Raw genomic sequence first — 18,951 nt, forward strand, 5'->3', positions numbered from 1 at the left:
AAAAAGTATGCGAAAACTTGTGTTTATTGTATTAACCGCGCTCTTATCAATCCTTTTTATTAGTTGTGGTGCTCAACAAACAACTTCAACAAATGAAATTCCTGCTGTTTCAGAAAATTTAAATGAAACATCATTAATAACATTAACATTTAAAGTAAATTTACCTTCAAACACACCTAAAGATGAAAACATATACATAGTTGGTTCATTCAATGATTGGAATCCTGGAGACGAAAAATATATTCTTACTAGAAATGGAAATATAGGAGAAATAACGTTATCAGTAGAAAAAGATGCTGAAATAGAATATAAATATACAAGAGGTAATTGGGGAACTGTTGAAAAGGATGAAAACGGTGGAGAAATAAATAATAGAAAAGTTATTGCAGATGAAAATAAAATTATTGCAGATGAAGTAAAAAGCTGGGCAGATATTCCTGCCGAAATAAAAACAAAAGCTCAACCTGGAGAAAAAGCTATTGTTACTTTTATAGTTACATTACCTACAAATACCCCATCTTCTGATGACATATATATTGTAGGGAATTTTAATGACTGGGATCCTGGACAACTTGTTATGGAAAGATCAGGAAACAAAGCAACTTTTAAACTAGAAACAGAAGTTGGAAAACGATTAGAATATAAATACACAAGAGGCAATTGGGATACAGTAGAAAAAGATGAAAAAGGTGAAGAATTATCTAATAGAGTTGTAATAGTAGAAGATATTGATCAAACTCAAGAGGATAATGTCGCTTCATGGAGAGATATTCCTCCTCAATCTTCTACAGAAGATACTGCAGAAATTGAAAATATTACAGAAAATTCTGTAGAAAATTTTTTGTCAAAAATACCTAAAGGCGATGATAATAAAGAACCTTTAAAGGTTGCTATAGTATGGCATCATCATCAACCTTCATATAAAATACCTGGAGATTTAAATGCTGAAATGCCTTGGGTTAGAGCTCATGCTATAAATGATTATCCATATATGGCAGATTTAGTTGATAAATATTTAACTTCAGGAAGTGTAACTTTCAATATAACACCTGTATTATTAATTCAATTAATGGATTATGTAAATAATAATGCAAAAGATAAATATTTAGAATTATCTCTAAAAGATAATTTAACTGATGAAGAAAAAGAATTTGTAAAATGGCATTTCTTTGATATAAACTCTCAGTTTATTGATTCTCATCCAAGATATGCTGAATTGAGAGAAAAAAGAGATAAAAATATTGAGTTTACTGAACAAGATTGGTTAGATTTAAAGGTTGCTTGGAATCTATACTGGATTAATAATGAATATATTAATAGTGATCTAAAATTAAAATCCTTAGTTGAAAAGGATAAAAATTATACAAAAGAAGATTTAGAATATGTTATTTCTGTTCACTATAAGCTTATGTCAGAAATAGTAGAAAAATATAAAAAATTGTGGGATGAAGGAAAAATAGAATTAACTACAACACCTTATTATCATCCAATTTTACCATTATTAGTTGATATGGGTTGGCCAGAAGATGCTGAAGCACAAATTAGAAGAGGGCTTGAATATTTTACCTCTATTTTTGAAAGAAAACCATTAGGTATGTGGCCTTCAGAACAAGCAGTAAGTACTCCTTTAGTTCCGATGTTTACTGATAATGATATAAAATGGATAATTACAGACAAACAAATACTTCAAAAAGCTGGAGTAAATACTGGAGATCCTCATCAATTATACAAACCATATAGAGTTACTGTAGATGGAAAAAGTTTAGTTGTATTTTTTAGAGATACAGATTTATCAGATAGGATAGGATTTAAATATTCTACTATGTCAAAAGAAAATGCTGTTAAAGACTTTTTATCTACATTGCATAATATTCAAAAAATGAATGATGAAGGAAATATGGTAGTAACCGTTGCTTTAGATGGAGAAAACGCATGGGAACATTACCCTAATAATGGAAATGATTTTAGAAAATTATTTTACCAAGCATTATCAAATGATCCATATATTGAATTAGTTACTCCAAATGAATACATTGAAAGCTATGGCGTTTCTAATGAGATAAACCAATTACCAAAAGGTTCATGGGTAGGCGGTAGTTTAGATACTTGGTATGGGGAAAAAGAAGAAAATGAAGGTTGGGAAAGATTATCTCAAGCAAGAAAAGCATTAATGGATAATAAGGATAAAATGACTGAGGAAGAATTCAAAAAAGCATTGGATATATTATATGCTGCAGAAGGTAGCGACTGGTTCTGGTGGTACGGTTCAGATCAAGATGCAGGAAATAATGAAGTTTTATTTGACATGCACTTTAAAAAATTATTGGTTCAATTATATAGAAAAGCAGGAATTTCTGAAGATAAAATACCTGGCTACTTGTTTATAGCAAATAAAAAACCTTCTGTTGCTTCTAAAGGAAATATTGGAAAGGTTGAAATTACATTAGATGGTATCGTTGATAATATAGAAATGGAAAAAAGCGGTTATTATTTAGATGATGATTCTGGCGTAATGTATAAAGAAGGAGATTTAATTGCAGGTTTTTATGTAGGAAGAGACAATTCTAATATATATGTTGCAGTTGAACTTAAAAAATCTATCGATGAATTAGCTGGAAAACCATATAAATTGGAACTTTATACAGATATGCCTGGAGCAAATAAACTAAATACAAGAACAGCTTATTCAAAAACTGGCGAAGAAATTACTGATCTTGGTTTTGCATTAGCTAAAAGATTTAGTTTTAACATAGGAAAATATCCTGATAGTAAAGATTTATACTATTACAATGCAAGTGGTACTGAACGATGGATGATTGCTGGTAAATCCTCTGAATATATTGCAATTAATGGAAATATAGTTGAATTTAAAATACCTTATGATTTAATTGGAATTAAGAGTGGTAACGAATTTAATTTAGCAGTTGTTATGGCTTATACAGAAAAAAATAATTCTAGCGATGTTGATTTTGCACCTAATGCTGGTCCAGTACACATAATGATTCCTAAAGAAATTGGAGGAAAATTAGTAAAAACATTTGAAGATCCTATAGGAGATGAAGATGGCCCTGGTGGTTATAAATATCCAAAAGATGGTGCTTTTGAACCATATAAAGGATTATGGGATATTGAATGGGTAAAAGTATTTGATGCTGATGATTCATTTGTGTTTAAATTTAAATTTGGTGAAGTGACAAACCCATGGGGAGCACCTAAAGGTTTTTCACATCAATTAATAAATATTTATTTAGATACTAAAGATGGTGGTTTAACAAAAACATATAAAGATGGTGCCAGAGTGCAATTTGATAATAATCATCCTTGGGATTATTTTATAAAAGTTGCTGGATGGCCAAGCTATGGTCAATTATTAGCAACATCTGATGAACAAGAATTACCTGAAGGTGTTCAAGTAGAAGCTGATCCAGGAGAAAAAATAATAACTGTTATTGTTATGAAGAAATTTATTGATTTAAGTAGTAATAAGATTTATGCATATTTCATGGTAGGTTCTCAAGATGGATATGGTGCTGATAACTTTAGAGCAGTAACTCCAGAAGAAACACAATGGACACTTGGCGGATATCCTGAAGATGCTGGAGATTTTGGACCTTATGTTTTAGATATTGTTGTACCAGAAGGTTATAATCAATATGATGTTTTATCTTCTTATAATAATACTGAATACGCAACATTGGTTCCTGTAGAGATTGAATTTTAATCCCCTTCTTAAAGAAGGGGATTTATATTTCTATTAATTCATATTCTTTTGTTCCAAGACCTATTTTTTCTGCATGATTTAATCCTGCTTCCCAATCAGCATTTGGATGTACAAATTTAAATTTATCTTCACCAACAAAATCATGTGAATGATCTTTGTATATCTTACTTCCTGGTAAAGCTGGAGCATTTTTTATTAAATCAACACTTGCCATATCAAGAGCAACAGGATCAAATGATGCAGCAATACCAATATCAGGAACTAGTGGATAATCGTTATTTGACCAACAATCACAATCAGGTGATACATTCATTATAAAATTAATATAAAATGCTGGTTTATCTTTAACAATTGCATATGTATATTCTGCTATTTTTTTATTCATTATTTCAGATGATTCATCCCATATTACTTGAGCTGCATTATATTGACAAACAGCTACACATTGTCCGCATCCTACACATTTATCATAATCTATATATGCAATTTTTTCCTCATTTAAATGAATAGCATCATGAGCACAGTTTTTTACACAAATTCCGCATCCCACACAGTTTTTTTCTACAATTTTAGGTTGAGATGTTGAATGTAATTCTAATTTTCCTCCTCTAGATGCTGCTCCCATTCCTAAATTCTTTAAAGTTCCACCAAAACCAGCTTGTTCATGACCTTTAAAATGTGTCATAGCTATAATTATGTCACTATCTGCAACCGCATTCCCTATTTTTGCAGTTTTACAATATTCCAAATTAATTGGTATTTCAGTATAATCTGTACCTTTTAAACCATCAGCAATTATAACATGACAACCTGTTGTTAACGGATTAAACCCATTTTCATACGCACTTTGTAAATGATCAATTGCATTATGTCTTCTTCCTGAATATAATGTATTGGCATCAGTTAAAAATGGTTTCCCACCTAATTCCTTTATTATTTTTACTATTCTTGCTGCATAATTCGGCCTGATATATGCTAAATTCCCAGGTTCTCCAAAATGAATTTTTATCGCTACGTACTTATTATTAAAATCTATGCTTTCAATTCCCGCTTTTTTTACTAATCTTTCTAACTTGTCTAACAAATTCATACCAGGTTTTGTCCTTAAATTAGTAAAATAAACTTTTGATGGCATAAAAACTCCTCCTTAAAAAAGTTCTTTTTACTAATTATATCATATTTACTAATAAAAAAAAATGTGATAAAATAATCAAGAATGAAAATTGATAGGGGGGATTAAATGTTAAGAGCATATTTTTTTCTAATACTAGTAACATTTATATGGGGTAGCACTTTCCCACTAGTTAAAGTGACTGTTGGTGGTGATGATGTTTATATATTTCTTGCATTAAGATTTGCAATTGCATCATTATTATCTTTTATTATTTGGAAAAAACAAAACTTTAAATATGGTGTAATTATAGGTTTATTCATAGCACTAGGGTTTATTACACAAACTATAGGTTTAACATTAACTACAGCATCTAAAAGTGGTTTTATTACTTCTTTATATATTATATTAACTCCATTATTTTCATTTTTAGTAGAAAAAGAAAAGCCTCATATAAACCATATAATAGCATTACCTCTAGCTGCAATAGGTTCATATTTCTTGTCTGGTGGCATTAATGGTATTAATTTAGGAGATATTTTAACCTTTATCTGTGCTATAGCATTTGCATTATCAATGGTATATATTACAAAATATTCTAAAATTGTAGAAGAAACTTCATTATTAGGTTATCAATTTTTAATTGTTGCTTTATTAAATGGCGCATTGGCTTTTACAAAACCAATTAATATTACGCTTCCAATGGTTGGAACTGCAATATTTACTGCAGTATTTGCTTCAACATTAGCAACATTAATTCAACTAAAATATCAAAAGGTTGTTTCTACAAATACAACAGCATTTATTTTTGTGGGAGAACCTATATTTGCAATGTTATCCGCATATATTTTTCTAAAAGAAACTATGACTACTCAACAAATAATTGGTGCTTTAATACTACTGTCTGCATTAATAATTGCATCGGTTCGATTTGGAATTAAAGAATTTAGAGAAATGTAAAATCGAGACCTCAAAAGGTCTCAATTTTCTATAAATATGCATAAATTATTATCATAATAATTAATATAAAAGGATAAATTTTATAATCTCATAATGTTTTTTTGATATTTTTCAATATTAAGTATCTTTGCATTTTTGTTTTCATCATAATTTATTTCTATATAATATATTCCTTCTTTTTCATATAAATAAGGTATAATCTGTTTATCAATATTTGTCAAGTTTTCTTCTAAAAGCTTATCTTTTTTAACCCATTTTAAAATTCCTTCATTACAATAATTTAATTTTTGTTTATTTATTTTTCCAAGAAAAATAAATAAAATCCAGTTATAATGCTCTGGCCCTTCTTCAGATGTAAAAACTTTTAAAGTTAAATCATTTAGTATAAACCCTGTTTCTTCCAAAAATTCTCTTTTAATTGCTTGAATAATATCTTCATTTTTTTCTACTTTCCCACCTGGCGGAACTAATTTACCTGCAAATGGTTCTTTTATTCTTTCAAGCATTAGAATTTCATTTTCTTCATTTTCAGCATAACACATTACAGCTATTTTTTGATTATAATTTTTAAATAATCTACTTATATCAAAACTTATTTTTTCTTTTTCAAAAAAACTTTTTATATTTTCCATTTCAACACCGCCTTTCATTATATTTTATCATATTAGGCGGCTATACATCCATTTTCTATTCTTATTATTTTTTGAGAAAATTTAGAAACTACTAATGTATTATGAGATATCATTAATGTTGTAATATTAAACTCCTTATTTATTCTTATTGTTAATTCCATAATCTTTTCTGTAGCTTTTGGATCTAATGCCGCAGTGTGTTCGTCTAATAATAACAATTTAGGTTTTGATATTGTAGCTAATATCAATGCCAATGCTTGTTTTTGCCCTCCTGATAACTCTTTTACTTTAGTATTTAATCTATTTTCTAATCCCATATTTAATGAAGATAATAGTTCTAAAGTAGGCAATTTACCAAATTTTAGAAATCTCATACCCTTTTTTGCTCCAAGAATTAGATTTTCTCTTATTGTTAAATCTGGGAAAACTCCCATATCTGGGTTTTGATATACAATACTAATTAACTTAGATAATTGAAAAGGCGTCTTATTTGTTACATCAACATTATTTATATAATATTTCCCGCTATTTGGTTTTACCAAACCCATTAATACTTTAAACAATGTTGTTTTTCCTGCACCGTTTGACCCTATTATAGTAACAAAATCTCCTTCATTTATTTTTAAACTAAAATTATTTAAGCCAATTTTTTCATTACTTTCTCCTTTGTTGTAAATGACAGTGATATTTTCGAGTTCAACCATTTTTTCACCTCCATATTTCTCGTAGCTATAACGATGATAATAAATAATGCTGTTGCCATCTTTAAATCACTTGCTTTAAATCCTATATTATATCCATACTTAATAACCAAACTAATAACAATTTGATATAATATTCCACCAATTAATGGTGCTGGTATTTTAAAAAGAAAATCTTTTTTGAAAATTATTTCACCTAATATTACTGCAGCTAATCCTGTTACTAACATACCTTGCCCCATATTTACATCAACAAATCCTGCATACATAGAAAATAATCCACCACTAATTCCAGACAAAAAATTTCCTATAGTTAACCCTAAAACACTTAATATATTAGGGTTTACACCAAGAGATAATACGCCATGTTTATTTGTTCCAAATGCTCTTAATAATGTACCTAACTCTGTTTTTAAAAACAAATAATATAATAAAAAAATAATAAATACAAAAATTGATAATTTTAATAATGCATTTTCAGCAAAAGGATTTATAAAAATATTTTTGGATTTTTCTCCTAAAAGAATGTTATTTTCATTATTATCTAGCAAAAAATCCAATTTTGTTCCTGATAAACTTATAGAAGATTCTTCAGAAACCTTTGGCAAAGACATATTAGGCCCATTCATAATTCTGATATTTATGGAATATAACATTATCATTACTAAAATACTAGCAAGTAAAGGATTAATCCTAGTTTTTGTATGGATTAATCCTGTTATAAACCCAGAAAAACCTGCTATTAAACCACCTATAATCAATGCTATTAGCCAATATATATTATTATGCAATAGTAACACTGTAATAGCTCCACCAATTACATACGATCCATCTGTTGTTAAATCGGGAATATCGATAATTTTAAATGATGTAAAAACACCTAAAGATAATATTGATAAAATCAATCCTTGTTTTATTATTTCTTCCATAATATCACCTCAACACTAAATCAGCAATTTCCAATAATGATTCAGGTATCTCTATGTTAAATTTTTTCGCAGATTTAATATTAATTAATAAATTTAATGCATTCATATCCATGGTTTTTGATTCTAATTCAGATATTTTTTTACCTTTGATTATTTCATTTACAATTTTTCCTGTTTCAAGTCCTAAAGAGTAATAATCAAAACCAAAACCTATAACACTTTTTGCTTGTTTAGCTAATGCAATATCTCCTGAAATTGAAGGTATAGAATTACTATTTAATATGTCTGACACACTTTCTATTGTAGAAGCTAATAAGTTATCTGTAAAAATATACACAACATCAATATTTTTTATTTTTGTATTTAAAGAAGTTATCATCTCAGAAGAAGTTGTTCCAGGAATTTCTATAATATTTAATTTTAGATCTTTAGCAAATTTTTTAGATAATTCCAACAAAGTAATAGAATTTTGCTCTCCTGGATTAAATATTATCCCAACATTTTTAGCATTTGGATATACTTTTTTTAATAATGATAAATGTACATTAACAGGTAATAAATCACTTAATCCAACAACATTTCCTTCATTTTTACCAAATTTTTTTATTAACCCAGCACTAATTGGATCAGTGACAGCAGAAAACACAACTGGTTTATCTTTTATGGTATTTACAGCTGCTTGGGCACTTGGCGTTGTTATTGCAACAATAATATCTACTGAATTTTTAAATTCTTGTGCAATAGAAACAGCATTTTGATATGAACCCTGTGCATTTTGAAAAACTATTTCGACATTAGAATTTTCCTCTTTAATAGTTTTTATAATCGCATCCTTAACCTGATTTAAAGCCGGATGATCCACAATTTGTGTAATACCAACTGTTAAAGAAAACCCTAAAGATACAAATAATACAAATAATGATAATAATGCCTTTTTCATAATAACACCTCCAAATATATATTTTAAATATAGTTTTTTTAATATAATTTTTTGATATAAAAAAAGTGGATGCCTAATTGGCATCCACTTTAATTGACTTCCTTACCTATAAAATAACAAAAAAGGTATGGAGGTCATCTTGTGGATGCCCTTTCCATACCAATAATAGTTATTTAAATTTATATTTGATATTAATTTTTGTGTTACCATATTAAACACCTCGTAATATTTTTTATTTATTTTATCATATTAATTTTGAAAAGTCAAGTATTTTTTGGTTTTCTAAAGAAAATTAAGAATAACAAAAAATTATAGGCTATCATTAATCCTAATCCATAGAAATTATAAATTATTTTTCCAGATGTTAAATATAATGCTGGTAAATTTAAAATTGCTATTAATGGAAATCCTATCATTAATGAAATTCCGCTTCCAAATATTAAATTTTCAGCAGCACCAGATTCTAAAGCAGGATCAACTTCTCTTAATAATGCCATAGCTGTAGATATGGTTCCTGTGAGCATTCCAAAAAATGCTATTCTATTTTCTATTTCATTTTTTATTATTATTTTCTTAGTTAAAAGCATTACATAAAAATATGTTGATATTCCTGCAAATAGAGTAACAAAGAATATTGGCCAAAAGTATTCTCTAATTCTTGCTAATGATACCGCGCTAATTGATGCAGCAACCATAAAATCAAAAACAGCTCCTGAAATTCTTTGTAATAAAAAGTTGTTTATGTAATTTTCTTTAGCTATTTCTTTTTCTCTTAATTTTACATATATATTTCTAAATATCATAGCTATAATAGCCCCAAATACAAAATGAAATCCCCATAAAACTGTGCCAAAAGTATGCCCAAGACTCCCTAATGTATTTAAATATTCAGTCGATATTTTAATTAAAAAATAAGTAATTGAATAAACTATTCCTATTAAAACAAATTGTATAGTTAATCCGTCCATATCTGAAAATTCATAATCTTTTACAACTAATTCTTTCTTATGAACAATTATCTTTGATTTATCTTTTTTCCATTTAGCTAATAATATATTTAAAATTATCAGTCCACCTATTGTTGCCCAACCAAACCCCGCAGCAGCCACGGATAAACCGACTGCACTTCCATTATTTAAACCTAATAATTGCCATTGAGAACCTATTGAAAATGCTTGGCCTGGTCCTTGACCAAAACCTAGCGGAACAATAAACCCAATTGGAATAGGTGTGGTTTTGTCAAATAAGTAAAACAAGCTGGCAATTGATACTCCTAATATACCTTGAAATAAATATGTGGAAACTATTATAAACCCTGCTTTACCATATTTACCTTTACTTTCAACATTTCTAAGAGCTAAAGCTATAAATCCAATAGCCATCAAATGATATATAATTCTTCCCAATCCATCAATATCCAAATCTATCAAATGAAGCAAATTTGGTCCCATTAAAAAACCTATAAATCCTGCAAGGATAGAATTTGGAATAATAAATTTTTGCAATGCTGGTATAAATCTTTTTAATAATATAGCAATTCCAAAGAAAATGGAAATCCAAAAAAAATCATCAACCATCGATATGTACATTATTTCCACTCCTTATTTTATATATATTATACAATAAATAACTATAATTTTCCGATTTTATCCTGTACACTTTATCTTCATATATAAACTCAAATACCGTTGATACAAAGCACACACCATTTTTTATTTTATCAAATTCAAATATATTTTTATTAAATTTTATACCGTAATCAAAGATCTCTATAATTCCCTTTTCTTTATTTATCAATTTAGGCTTAAACAATTCTCTTTCTTCTAAAATTCCTATACCTAATACTATATATTTATTTAAATAATTAATCATATAATTTTTCAATTTTTCTTTTTGTGTATAAATAATATCATCTATTCTTTTTCCATTTATATATCCATAATCATCAACTTTATATTCAAAAGAACAATTAGTACATTTTGCAATATTATCTTTAGCTTCTATTGTATTAAATGAATTGCATTTATCACAAAACCAAAAAATTCTTTCTAAGCCTTCTGCTTTTTTATTACCAATAAACTTAACTTTATTTTTTTCTTGCCAATCCCATTCATTATATTTTATATATTCTAAAGCAGAAGAATCATTAAAAGTATTTAATTCAACAATTATACTTCCTTTTCGTTCATGTTTTGCCCACCTTGGTTTAGACAAATATCCTCCATGTACTTTAGCTGCTAAAATTGGAACTTTTATTTTATCTAACAATTTATCAGTCCCTGGAGGTACTTGTTGATAATTTCCTGTCCATGTTGTAGAGCCTTCTGGAAAAAGCCCAACTACTCCTCCATTTTTTAGAACTTTAAAAATATTCCTCACTGTTTTTATATCAGGTACACCTTTTTGTTTGGGAATAAACTTAAAATGTTTAAAAATTGGATTAACCAGTTTATGATAATATGTCCCTCCAGCCATTACAAAACTTATTGGATAGGGTATTATAGATTGCACAAAAAAACCATCTAATATATGCGTATGATTTGCAATTAACAAAAATGGAGGTTTAGGTATTTCACCTATAACTTTAATATTATATTTTTTTCTAATATATGAAGCTATGATAAGTTTTAAAAATTTTCTCAACAAACTATCTCCATAGTACATATAAACATCCTTTCATTTTTATATCACTTGATTATCTTATCTTTTGATTATTTTATCATACTTGTTTTAAATTACAAAAATAGCCCTCAAAAGGGCCATTATATTATCCACATAGTTTCGTATGGTTTTAATTTAATTTTTAAAATATCATTTTCTACATTTATTTTTTTATTTGATAATAAATCTTTTGGCTTTTCAGAAAATTCGTTTTTTAATTTTAAATTTATTTCATTATCAGATACATTTGTTAAAACTAATATTTTTTCATCCTCATATTCTCTAACAAATAAAAATACTCTATTATCTAAAAATAAAACTCGTTGTTCGCCTTTAGGATTAAAAGCCTTATGAGACACTCTTATTTTCAACATATTTTTCATAGCATTAAATATTTTATATCTTAAAGATTGAATATCATTTATTTCATTTTCCAATTTATCATAATTTAACTTCTCCCTATTTATACTCCTATTCATTCCTGTTTTCTCTACACCTTCATAATAATTTCTTGATCCAAGTAAACTATGAATATATATTCCAGGAACACCTTTCATAGACGATGCAATTGCATATGCAGAAACAAATTTTCTAATATTTAATTCCATATCTTCATCTTTTTCATATAATGCATCAAAATAATTAATATTTAGTTCATATGGAGATTTTGATCCGTCTGGATTACTTTTATAAGATACTAAACCTTTATTTTTTAATGTATGTTCAACTAAAAAATCTATTTCTTCATCTTTTAAAATACCTTTTGCAGGCATTAAACCAATTCCATCATGTGAAGCTAAAAAATTAAAAAATGTAGTTTTTTCACTAGAAGTTTCTAATGTATTTGCCCAATGAGATATATAATACGCATTTTTTGAAAGAAAAGAGTATAATACTAATGGCGGTAGAGAAAAATTATATACCATTTGCGCTTCATTATATCCATTTCCAAAATATGAAATATTTTCATGATGTGGAACATTTGTTTCTGTTACTAAAATTACATCCTTTGCAGTTAAGTCTAGTATATCTCTAAATAATTGAATCATCTTATGTGTTTGTTCTAAATGAATACATGATGTACCTATTTCTTTCCACAAATATCCTATTGCATCTAATCTAATTAATTTTGCTCCCTTTTTTGCATAAAATAATAATATTTCTACTATTTCCAAAAACAAATCTGTATTCTTATAATTCAAATCAATTTGATCTTCACTAAAAGTTGTCCATATATGTTTTTTACCTTCTTTCGTTTCATATATATGCAATAATGGTAAAGCACGTGGCCTAGTTACATATTTTAATTCTTCAACTGGTTCTTGTTCAATAAAATAATTTTTATACTTTGTATTTCCTTTTAAATATTCTCGAAACCATTCACTTTCTTTTGATATATGATTTATTACAGCATCAAACATTAAATTATAATCTTTTGATAATTTTTCTATATCTTCCCAATCTCCTAATTCAGGATTCACTTTCTTATAATCTATCACAGAAAATCCATCATCTGATGAGTATGGAAAAAAAGGTAAAATATGAACTGTATTTATTATTCCTTTTACATGTTCATTTAAAAACTTATGCAAAGTATTTAATGGTTTTTCTCCATTTTTTTTTATTGAATCACCATATGTTATTAGAATAACATCCTTTTCTGTTAATTCTATATCATTATTAGATATTTTATATTTTTCTATTAATTCCATAAGCTTGTTATATACTTTATCTACTTCATTTGGATATAAGAACTTCAATTTATCATATATTTTCTCGTTCATTAAAAACACCTCTTTAAAATTTCTTTGGCTCAATAACATCTTTAAGCTTATTAAAATGTTCATCGGTAAATTTTTTTGAAACTACTAGATTATATAATAATTCAATAATATACATTTCACCTATTCTATCATGAGTAAATTCATTTTCAGATGGATCACTTGGTGTTGTATAAATAACATCGTGCACAACCATACTTAATGGAGAATCCACTCCAGACGTAATTGCAACAGTATATGCTCCAGCATCTTTTGCAACTTGAGTAGATTTAAAAACATCTCTAATATATCCAGAATGACTAATTGATATAACCATATCTTCATTTGACAAATTAGCTCCTACTATAACTTGCATATGAGGGTCTGAATATGCAGCTGCGGACAATCCAAGTGCAGAAAATTTTAAAGAACTATCAAGAGCAACAGGAAATGACCTTCCTACTGCATAAAATATTATTTTTTTAGAGTTTAATATTTTTTCAGCAACTTTATTTAACAATTCTTTATTTAAACTTTGATATATAACGTTCAAACTATTGCAAATTTTATTATGAATAGTTGAAAATAAATCTTCTTCCTCAACTTCTATAACTGGTTCTGATAATTCCTTTGCTAATACTATTTTAAATTCCTGATAACCAGAAAACCCTAATTTTTTTATAACCCTATATACTGTTGTTTCGCTAACTTCTGCCCAATTAGCTAATTCAGTAATACTATAATGTATTACATCAGAAGCTCTTTGAAGAATATAATCAGCTACTTTCTTTTCTCTTTTAGTTAATGAATTATATATCCCCTTAATTTTGTTAAGTATCATAAAATCACCTCTACTCTTTTACTCCACCTGCTGTTAAACCACCGGTTAAATATTTTTCCATCATCATAAACATAACAACTACTGGAACTGCTGTTACTACTGATGCTGCCATCATTTTTGCCCATATTGCATGTTCTGAATTGAAAATTTCATTTAGACCTAAAGGTAATGTATAGAATTCAGGAAATGGTCGAACAAATATTGATGCAAATAAAAACTCATTCCATGCTATCATAAATGCATAAATATATACTGTAATTATTGCTGGTAAAGATAGTGGAATAATTATTTTGGTAATAACTCCCATTCTACTTGATCCATCTATTATAGCAGCTTCTTCTATGGATTTAGGTATTGTTCTAAAATAATTTCCTAACATATACAATGAAACTGGAATTGTTTGAACAATATAAATTATAAACAGTGCAATTGCGGAAGAAAATCCAGTTGAAGTTAAACCAATTTTCACAAATATTTGATAAAGAGGAACAGCTAAAATTGTACCACCAAAAAGATAAACAATCAATACCCCTCTTTGTATTATCCCTCTACCTTTAAAATCTATCCTACTAAATGCATATGCACCAAATATTGATAATATTAAACTTACTAAAGCGCTAAGGCCTGCTAAAATTAAACTATTTCTAAAAAATCTTAAAAACGGGAAGGATTCTTTTTTTCTTTGAGATTCTATTTGTTCTAAAACAGCTTTTTGCTGTTCTTCTGGAAGTGATTTTACTAAATCTAATAACTGTTGTTGTTCATTACTAAGTTCCTCTCTAACTGATTTTTTAAAACCTAAAAGTATTGCATATGTATCTAATGTAGGTCTTTCAGGAATTATCCCAGGCTCAAATGCATCTGTATCATATCTAAAGGATACAGATATCATCCAAGCAAATGGATAGGTTATAAAAACTACTAAGATGGCTATTAATGTCCAAAATATAAAAGATCTAATAAATGATTTTTTCTTTACCATTTTAACACCTTCTTTACATACAACCCTATTAATGAAATCATTATTACAAATAATATAGTTGCAATAGCTGCTGCAACTCCTTGTTCTGGAATCCCTGAAAATGCTTTTTCATATATATATACTGGTAAAGTATTTGCAAATTTAGACATAAGATATACTTCGTCAAATTTATAGAAATTCCATATTCCTCTTAATAATGCAACAGATGCAATAACAAAATATAGTTCTGGCAATGTTATATGTAAAAACTTTTGCCAATCGCTTGCTCCATCAATTTCTGCTGCTTCATAATAATCAGTTGGTATAGATTGTAATCTGGATAAAATCATTAAATATACAAAAGGAAAGTTCCTCCATATATTAAAAACAGAAACAACCCAAAATGCATTATTTGGATTATTTACAAAATCATTGCCTGGATTCATACCAAAATTTGCTAAAAATTGCATTAATGGTCCATCGATAGGCAAAAATATATATCTCCAAGCAAAAACTATTGCTATTAATGGAGTTACATATGGCAATAATAATAAAGCTCTGACAATATTTCTTCCTGGAAATTCTCTATTCATTAATAATGCTACCCCTAATCCTAATAAAATACTTCCTAATACTGTTGTAAAAGTAAATAATATTGTAATTCCAAATGATTTCCAAAATGATATATCTTTTAATATTTCACTATAGTTTTTTAATCCTACAAACTTATTTGGGGCATCGGAAATTGACACCTCAAAAAAACTTAAATATATATTATAAATTACAGGGTATAGGATTAACAAAGAAATTAATATTACTGTTGGCAGTACTAACTTCCAACCAAATCTTGCTTCTTTTTCTCTTAAAGATATTACAGACATCTTCAAACCTCCTTTTAAAAAAAGGGGGATTCTCCCCCTTTAATTACTTACCTAGAACTTTTTCTGCTTCTTTTTGTGCCCACATAGCTGTTTGTTGTGGTGTCCAATCATTTGCAAACATATAGTTTATAGCTTTTCCTATAACAAAGTTTGCACTTAATTTACTCATGTCTGTAATAACTTTTCCATTTAAGAATTCAAATCTTTCTACAGAATCTAATGCTGCTACAATTTCTGCAATTTTTTCTTTTCCATATCTTTCTAATACTGGATTATCTAAAAACGCTTCACTTTCAGCTACAGATTTTCTTGTTGGATTCATTCCACCTGGTGCCATATGTACCCAATATACATAGTTTTTATCTGTCATTAAGAATTTAACAAATTTTTCTACTTCTTCTTTATTAGCATTCTTAGTAATACCTAAAGCTACAACTTGGCCATATGAAGAAGGTCTTACATTAATCATTTTATTAGCAAAACCAGTATTTTTTACTAATTCTGGATTAAATTTGTTTATCCTTCCTTTTTGTACTTCTTCTACAGCAATATCATCCATTATATATGTTGAATAGAATATCATTGCTGCTTCTCCATTTAAATATCCTTTTAATGCATCTAATACAGTTGTAAAACCAGGTTTTGAATATTTTCCTAATTCCTTATAGAACCTAAATGCTTCAATCATTTCTGGTGTGTTGAATGTAACATTTCCCATTTCGTCTATAGGTCTTGCTCCATTTGCTAAAGCTATTTCTGTAAAAACTTGTTCTGCATATGCATCAGCTTTTTTAGGTAATATAATACCGTATACACCTTTATCTGGATTAGTTAATACTTTAGCAGCTAAAGCAATATTATACCAACTAATAGGATCTCCTAAATCTTGAGAAGCAAACATATCTTTTCTATACCAAATTCCTTGTACCCATGCGTGGAATGGGATTCCATAATATTTTCCTTCCCCGTTGTTTAACATTCTAGCAGCACCGTTGTATACATCTCCAAAATCCATAATTATTTTTGTAGCTAAATCTTCATCTAAAAAGTTTTCTGAACCTAATAATAATATTGGTTCAATTCCGCCTTCTAATAAATCTGGTAATGTTCCAGCATTTTTTGCAATAGGTATTTGTTTTAAAAGATCATTTTCTTCTACAGGAACAACTTCTACTTCAATACCTGTTTGTGCTTTAAAAATAGTTGCCAATGCTCTAATTCTTTGCATTCTGTTTGATTCAACTTCTGTTGTCCAAAAAGTAATCTTAGCAAAAACTGATGAAACTAAAATAACAGCCAACATCAATACTAATAACTTTTTCATATAAATACCCCCTTTTTAAAGAATTAAATCATTTTTTATCAAATAAAAAGAAAATTTTCTTTTTTATTATATAATAAAAAAAATATTTTATCAATTCAGAATTCTTGGATTATTTAAAATTATATTTAATAATAAATGAATAATATAGATTAAAGTTTAAAATCTAAAAAATGCCTTTTAATATTAAATTTAATGTTTCATATGAATAAAATTTTTTCCCTATTTCAAAGTTTTTTTCTGTAATAATTTCCGCTTTTTTCTTATTTAACAAAATATCCAATATTTCTTTAGCACATTTTTCAATTATTTTATTTTCTACTTCATATTTTCCATTTATTTTTTTAGCGTTACTTCCTAAGCTTATTATTTCAAAACCACTTAATTTAATATCTTTTTCATATACAGGGTATTCATATACTAAAATTGGCTTTTTTGCAAATATTCCTTCTAAAAGTTGATTTCCAAAACCTTCTAATACACTTGGATAAGTAATAAAATCACTAATTGTATAAAAATCCCATAACGAAAATGTCCCTTTATTTTCATCTCTAATTTCTTCTAATAATTCATTACAAAAAATCGCATTTACTTTTTTTTCTTTAGCATGCTCTATTAATAATTTCTTATATAACGGTTCTTCATCTAAACCAGGTAATAATAATATAATTCTTGTGTCTTCTTTGATTTTTTTACCAGAATAAATTTCTTTTCCTATATAATTTTTTATATCTTTTTGTAATTCTGAAATTGTATCTATTGCTAATTCAATAGCTTTTCTTCTAACTACTCTAGTAGCTTGCAAAAAAACAATATCATTCTCTTTTATTCCAACTTTTTCTAATATTTTTGAATTATATGAATCTTTTTCCCATAAATGAGCTTCAAAATCAAATACATTTGGAACAATTAAGCTATCTACTCCTTTAATTTCTTTAATGCTTTCTTGAGCTATGGAATTAATAACAATATGCTTAATATCTCCGGGCGGCATAATATTTTCTAAAATTTCTTTTACATAATCCGAAGTTGGATTTGAATAAAATTCTCTTTCCCAATAGAAATCATGATGATGGCCTATAACCTTAATCTTTTTTTCTTTGACAAATTTATTTAAAGCCATTGCTGCTGATAAATTATGAGCTAAAGAAAAAATATTATTAACTACAATAACATCAAAAGTTCCTATTTTTTCCTTTAAATCAATATATATGTCTTCAGCCAATTTATCAATTTCATTTTTTAATTTTTCTTTTGACCAATCTCCTAAGGATTGAAACGCTTTTTCTCTTATAATTAAATTCCGTGGCTCTTCATATGCTAACAATGGAATTTTAATCCCTTCTTCTTTTCCTAATGTACCAGCTATAAATTGTACATCATGTTTTTGTTTCTCTAATGCAATTTTCCACTTTTTCATCTCCAAAGAAACTCCATCGGTTTCTCCTACTCTAAAATGCATTAATCCTATTTTCATATAATTCCTCCCCTCATATATAATTACATATATTATATAATAATTTTTCTTTTTT

At 27.4% G+C, this 18,951-nt stretch carries 15 protein-coding genes; 2 read left to right on the top strand and 13 right to left on the bottom strand.

Translation table 11 applies throughout. The features are described from left to right. Positions 1-7: 7 nt before the first annotated feature. Positions 8-3,721: a glucodextranase DOMON-like domain-containing protein gene (locus AS160_RS02840; RefSeq protein ID WP_165144610.1), complete on the top strand. Its 3,714-nt coding sequence runs from the start codon at positions 8-10 to the stop codon at positions 3,719-3,721. A gap of 22 nt (positions 3,722-3,743) precedes the next feature. Here the strand turns inward: AS160_RS02840 and AS160_RS02845 are convergent, their stop codons facing one another. Then, positions 3,744-4,856 (bottom strand): DUF362 domain-containing protein, encoded by a 1,113-nt coding sequence (locus tag AS160_RS02845; protein WP_165144613.1) that lies wholly within the window; start codon positions 4,854-4,856, stop codon positions 3,744-3,746. Between the two features lie 105 nt (positions 4,857-4,961). Here AS160_RS02845 and AS160_RS02850 point away from each other — a divergent pair, with 105 nt between their 5' ends. Next, complete coding sequence (locus AS160_RS02850) at positions 4,962-5,792, top strand: DMT family transporter (RefSeq protein ID WP_165144616.1); 831 nt, start codon at positions 4,962-4,964, stop codon at positions 5,790-5,792. Positions 5,793-5,872: 80 nt separating this feature from the next. Here the strand turns inward: AS160_RS02850 and AS160_RS02855 are convergent, their stop codons facing one another. The 12 genes from AS160_RS02855 to AS160_RS02910 all read right to left on the bottom strand — a co-directional run bounded on the left by AS160_RS02855 (position 5,873) and on the right by AS160_RS02910 (position 18,896). Next, on the bottom strand, positions 5,873-6,424 hold the full coding sequence (locus tag AS160_RS02855; protein WP_165144619.1) for an NUDIX domain-containing protein: 552 nt from the start codon (positions 6,422-6,424) through the stop codon (positions 5,873-5,875). A 32-nt stretch (positions 6,425-6,456) separates the two neighbouring features. Continuing rightward, complete coding sequence (locus tag AS160_RS02860; RefSeq protein ID WP_165144622.1) at positions 6,457-7,128, bottom strand: ATP-binding cassette domain-containing protein; 672 nt, start codon at positions 7,126-7,128, stop codon at positions 6,457-6,459. Beyond that, complete coding sequence (locus AS160_RS02865; RefSeq protein WP_165144625.1) at positions 7,062-8,054, bottom strand: ABC transporter permease; 993 nt, start codon at positions 8,052-8,054, stop codon at positions 7,062-7,064. The genes AS160_RS02860 and AS160_RS02865 overlap by 67 nt, the downstream gene beginning before the upstream one ends. Before the next feature lie 4 nt (positions 8,055-8,058). Continuing rightward, positions 8,059-8,994: an ABC transporter substrate-binding protein gene (locus AS160_RS02870; RefSeq protein WP_165144628.1), complete on the bottom strand. Its 936-nt coding sequence runs from the start codon at positions 8,992-8,994 to the stop codon at positions 8,059-8,061. Between the two features lie 263 nt (positions 8,995-9,257). Further along, entirely contained in the window at positions 9,258-10,583 is a 1,326-nt protein-coding gene (locus tag AS160_RS02875) for a hypothetical protein (protein WP_165144631.1), read from the bottom strand. Next, positions 10,564-11,637 carry a lysophospholipid acyltransferase family protein gene (locus AS160_RS02880; protein ID WP_206528050.1) on the bottom strand — a complete coding sequence of 358 codons (1,074 nt, stop codon included), beginning with the start codon at positions 11,635-11,637 and terminating at the stop codon, positions 10,564-10,566. The genes AS160_RS02875 and AS160_RS02880 overlap by 20 nt, the downstream gene beginning before the upstream one ends. A gap of 119 nt (positions 11,638-11,756) precedes the next feature. Beyond that, positions 11,757-13,439, bottom strand: a complete 1,683-nt coding sequence (locus AS160_RS02885; protein ID WP_165144637.1) for an alpha-amylase family glycosyl hydrolase — start codon at positions 13,437-13,439, stop codon at positions 11,757-11,759. A 13-nt stretch (positions 13,440-13,452) separates the two neighbouring features. Beyond that, a complete protein-coding gene (locus AS160_RS02890; RefSeq protein WP_165144640.1) occupies positions 13,453-14,256 on the bottom strand; it encodes a MurR/RpiR family transcriptional regulator in 804 nt (267 codons plus the stop codon). 10 nt (positions 14,257-14,266) lie between these two features. Continuing rightward, positions 14,267-15,238, bottom strand: coding sequence for a carbohydrate ABC transporter permease (locus AS160_RS02895; protein ID WP_165144644.1), 972 nt, complete (start codon positions 15,236-15,238; stop codon positions 14,267-14,269). Next, positions 15,232-16,098, bottom strand: a complete 867-nt coding sequence (locus AS160_RS02900) for a sugar ABC transporter permease (protein WP_206528051.1) — start codon at positions 16,096-16,098, stop codon at positions 15,232-15,234. Before AS160_RS02900 ends, AS160_RS02895 begins: the two co-directional genes overlap by 7 nt. A 43-nt stretch (positions 16,099-16,141) precedes the next feature. Then, positions 16,142-17,422 carry an extracellular solute-binding protein gene (locus AS160_RS02905; protein ID WP_165144650.1) on the bottom strand — a complete coding sequence of 427 codons (1,281 nt, stop codon included), beginning with the start codon at positions 17,420-17,422 and terminating at the stop codon, positions 16,142-16,144. Between the two features lie 163 nt (positions 17,423-17,585). After that, a complete protein-coding gene (locus AS160_RS02910; RefSeq protein ID WP_165144653.1) occupies positions 17,586-18,896 on the bottom strand; it encodes a glycosyltransferase family 4 protein in 1,311 nt (436 codons plus the stop codon). Between the last annotated feature and the right edge of the window lie 55 nt (positions 18,897-18,951).

Source organism: Marinitoga sp. 38H-ov (genome assembly GCF_011057715.1).
Classification (GTDB): Bacteria; Thermotogota; Thermotogae; order Petrotogales; family Petrotogaceae; genus Marinitoga.

What these genes read in the sequence shown, in the direction of transcription:
- AS160_RS02840 (WP_165144610.1), top strand. Translation starts at nt 8, where the DNA reads ATGCGAAAACTTGTGTTTATTGTATTAACCGCGCTCTTATCAATCCTT.
- AS160_RS02845 (WP_165144613.1), bottom strand. Translation starts at nt 4,856, where the DNA reads ATGCCATCAAAAGTTTATTTTACTAATTTAAGGACAAAACCTGGTATG.
- AS160_RS02850 (WP_165144616.1), top strand. Translation starts at nt 4,962, where the DNA reads ATGTTAAGAGCATATTTTTTTCTAATACTAGTAACATTTATATGGGGT.
- AS160_RS02855 (WP_165144619.1), bottom strand. Translation starts at nt 6,424, where the DNA reads ATGGAAAATATAAAAAGTTTTTTTGAAAAAGAAAAAATAAGTTTTGAT.
- AS160_RS02860 (WP_165144622.1), bottom strand. Translation starts at nt 7,128, where the DNA reads ATGGTTGAACTCGAAAATATCACTGTCATTTACAACAAAGGAGAAAGT.
- AS160_RS02865 (WP_165144625.1), bottom strand. Translation starts at nt 8,054, where the DNA reads ATGGAAGAAATAATAAAACAAGGATTGATTTTATCAATATTATCTTTA.
- AS160_RS02870 (WP_165144628.1), bottom strand. Translation starts at nt 8,994, where the DNA reads ATGAAAAAGGCATTATTATCATTATTTGTATTATTTGTATCTTTAGGG.
- AS160_RS02875 (WP_165144631.1), bottom strand. Translation starts at nt 10,583, where the DNA reads ATGTACATATCGATGGTTGATGATTTTTTTTGGATTTCCATTTTCTTT.
- AS160_RS02885 (WP_165144637.1), bottom strand. Translation starts at nt 13,439, where the DNA reads ATGAACGAGAAAATATATGATAAATTGAAGTTCTTATATCCAAATGAA.
- AS160_RS02890 (WP_165144640.1), bottom strand. Translation starts at nt 14,256, where the DNA reads ATGATACTTAACAAAATTAAGGGGATATATAATTCATTAACTAAAAGA.
- AS160_RS02895 (WP_165144644.1), bottom strand. Translation starts at nt 15,238, where the DNA reads ATGGTAAAGAAAAAATCATTTATTAGATCTTTTATATTTTGGACATTA.
- AS160_RS02900 (WP_206528051.1), bottom strand. Translation starts at nt 16,098, where the DNA reads ATGTCTGTAATATCTTTAAGAGAAAAAGAAGCAAGATTTGGTTGGAAG.
- AS160_RS02905 (WP_165144650.1), bottom strand. Translation starts at nt 17,422, where the DNA reads ATGAAAAAGTTATTAGTATTGATGTTGGCTGTTATTTTAGTTTCATCA.
- AS160_RS02910 (WP_165144653.1), bottom strand. Translation starts at nt 18,896, where the DNA reads ATGAAAATAGGATTAATGCATTTTAGAGTAGGAGAAACCGATGGAGTT.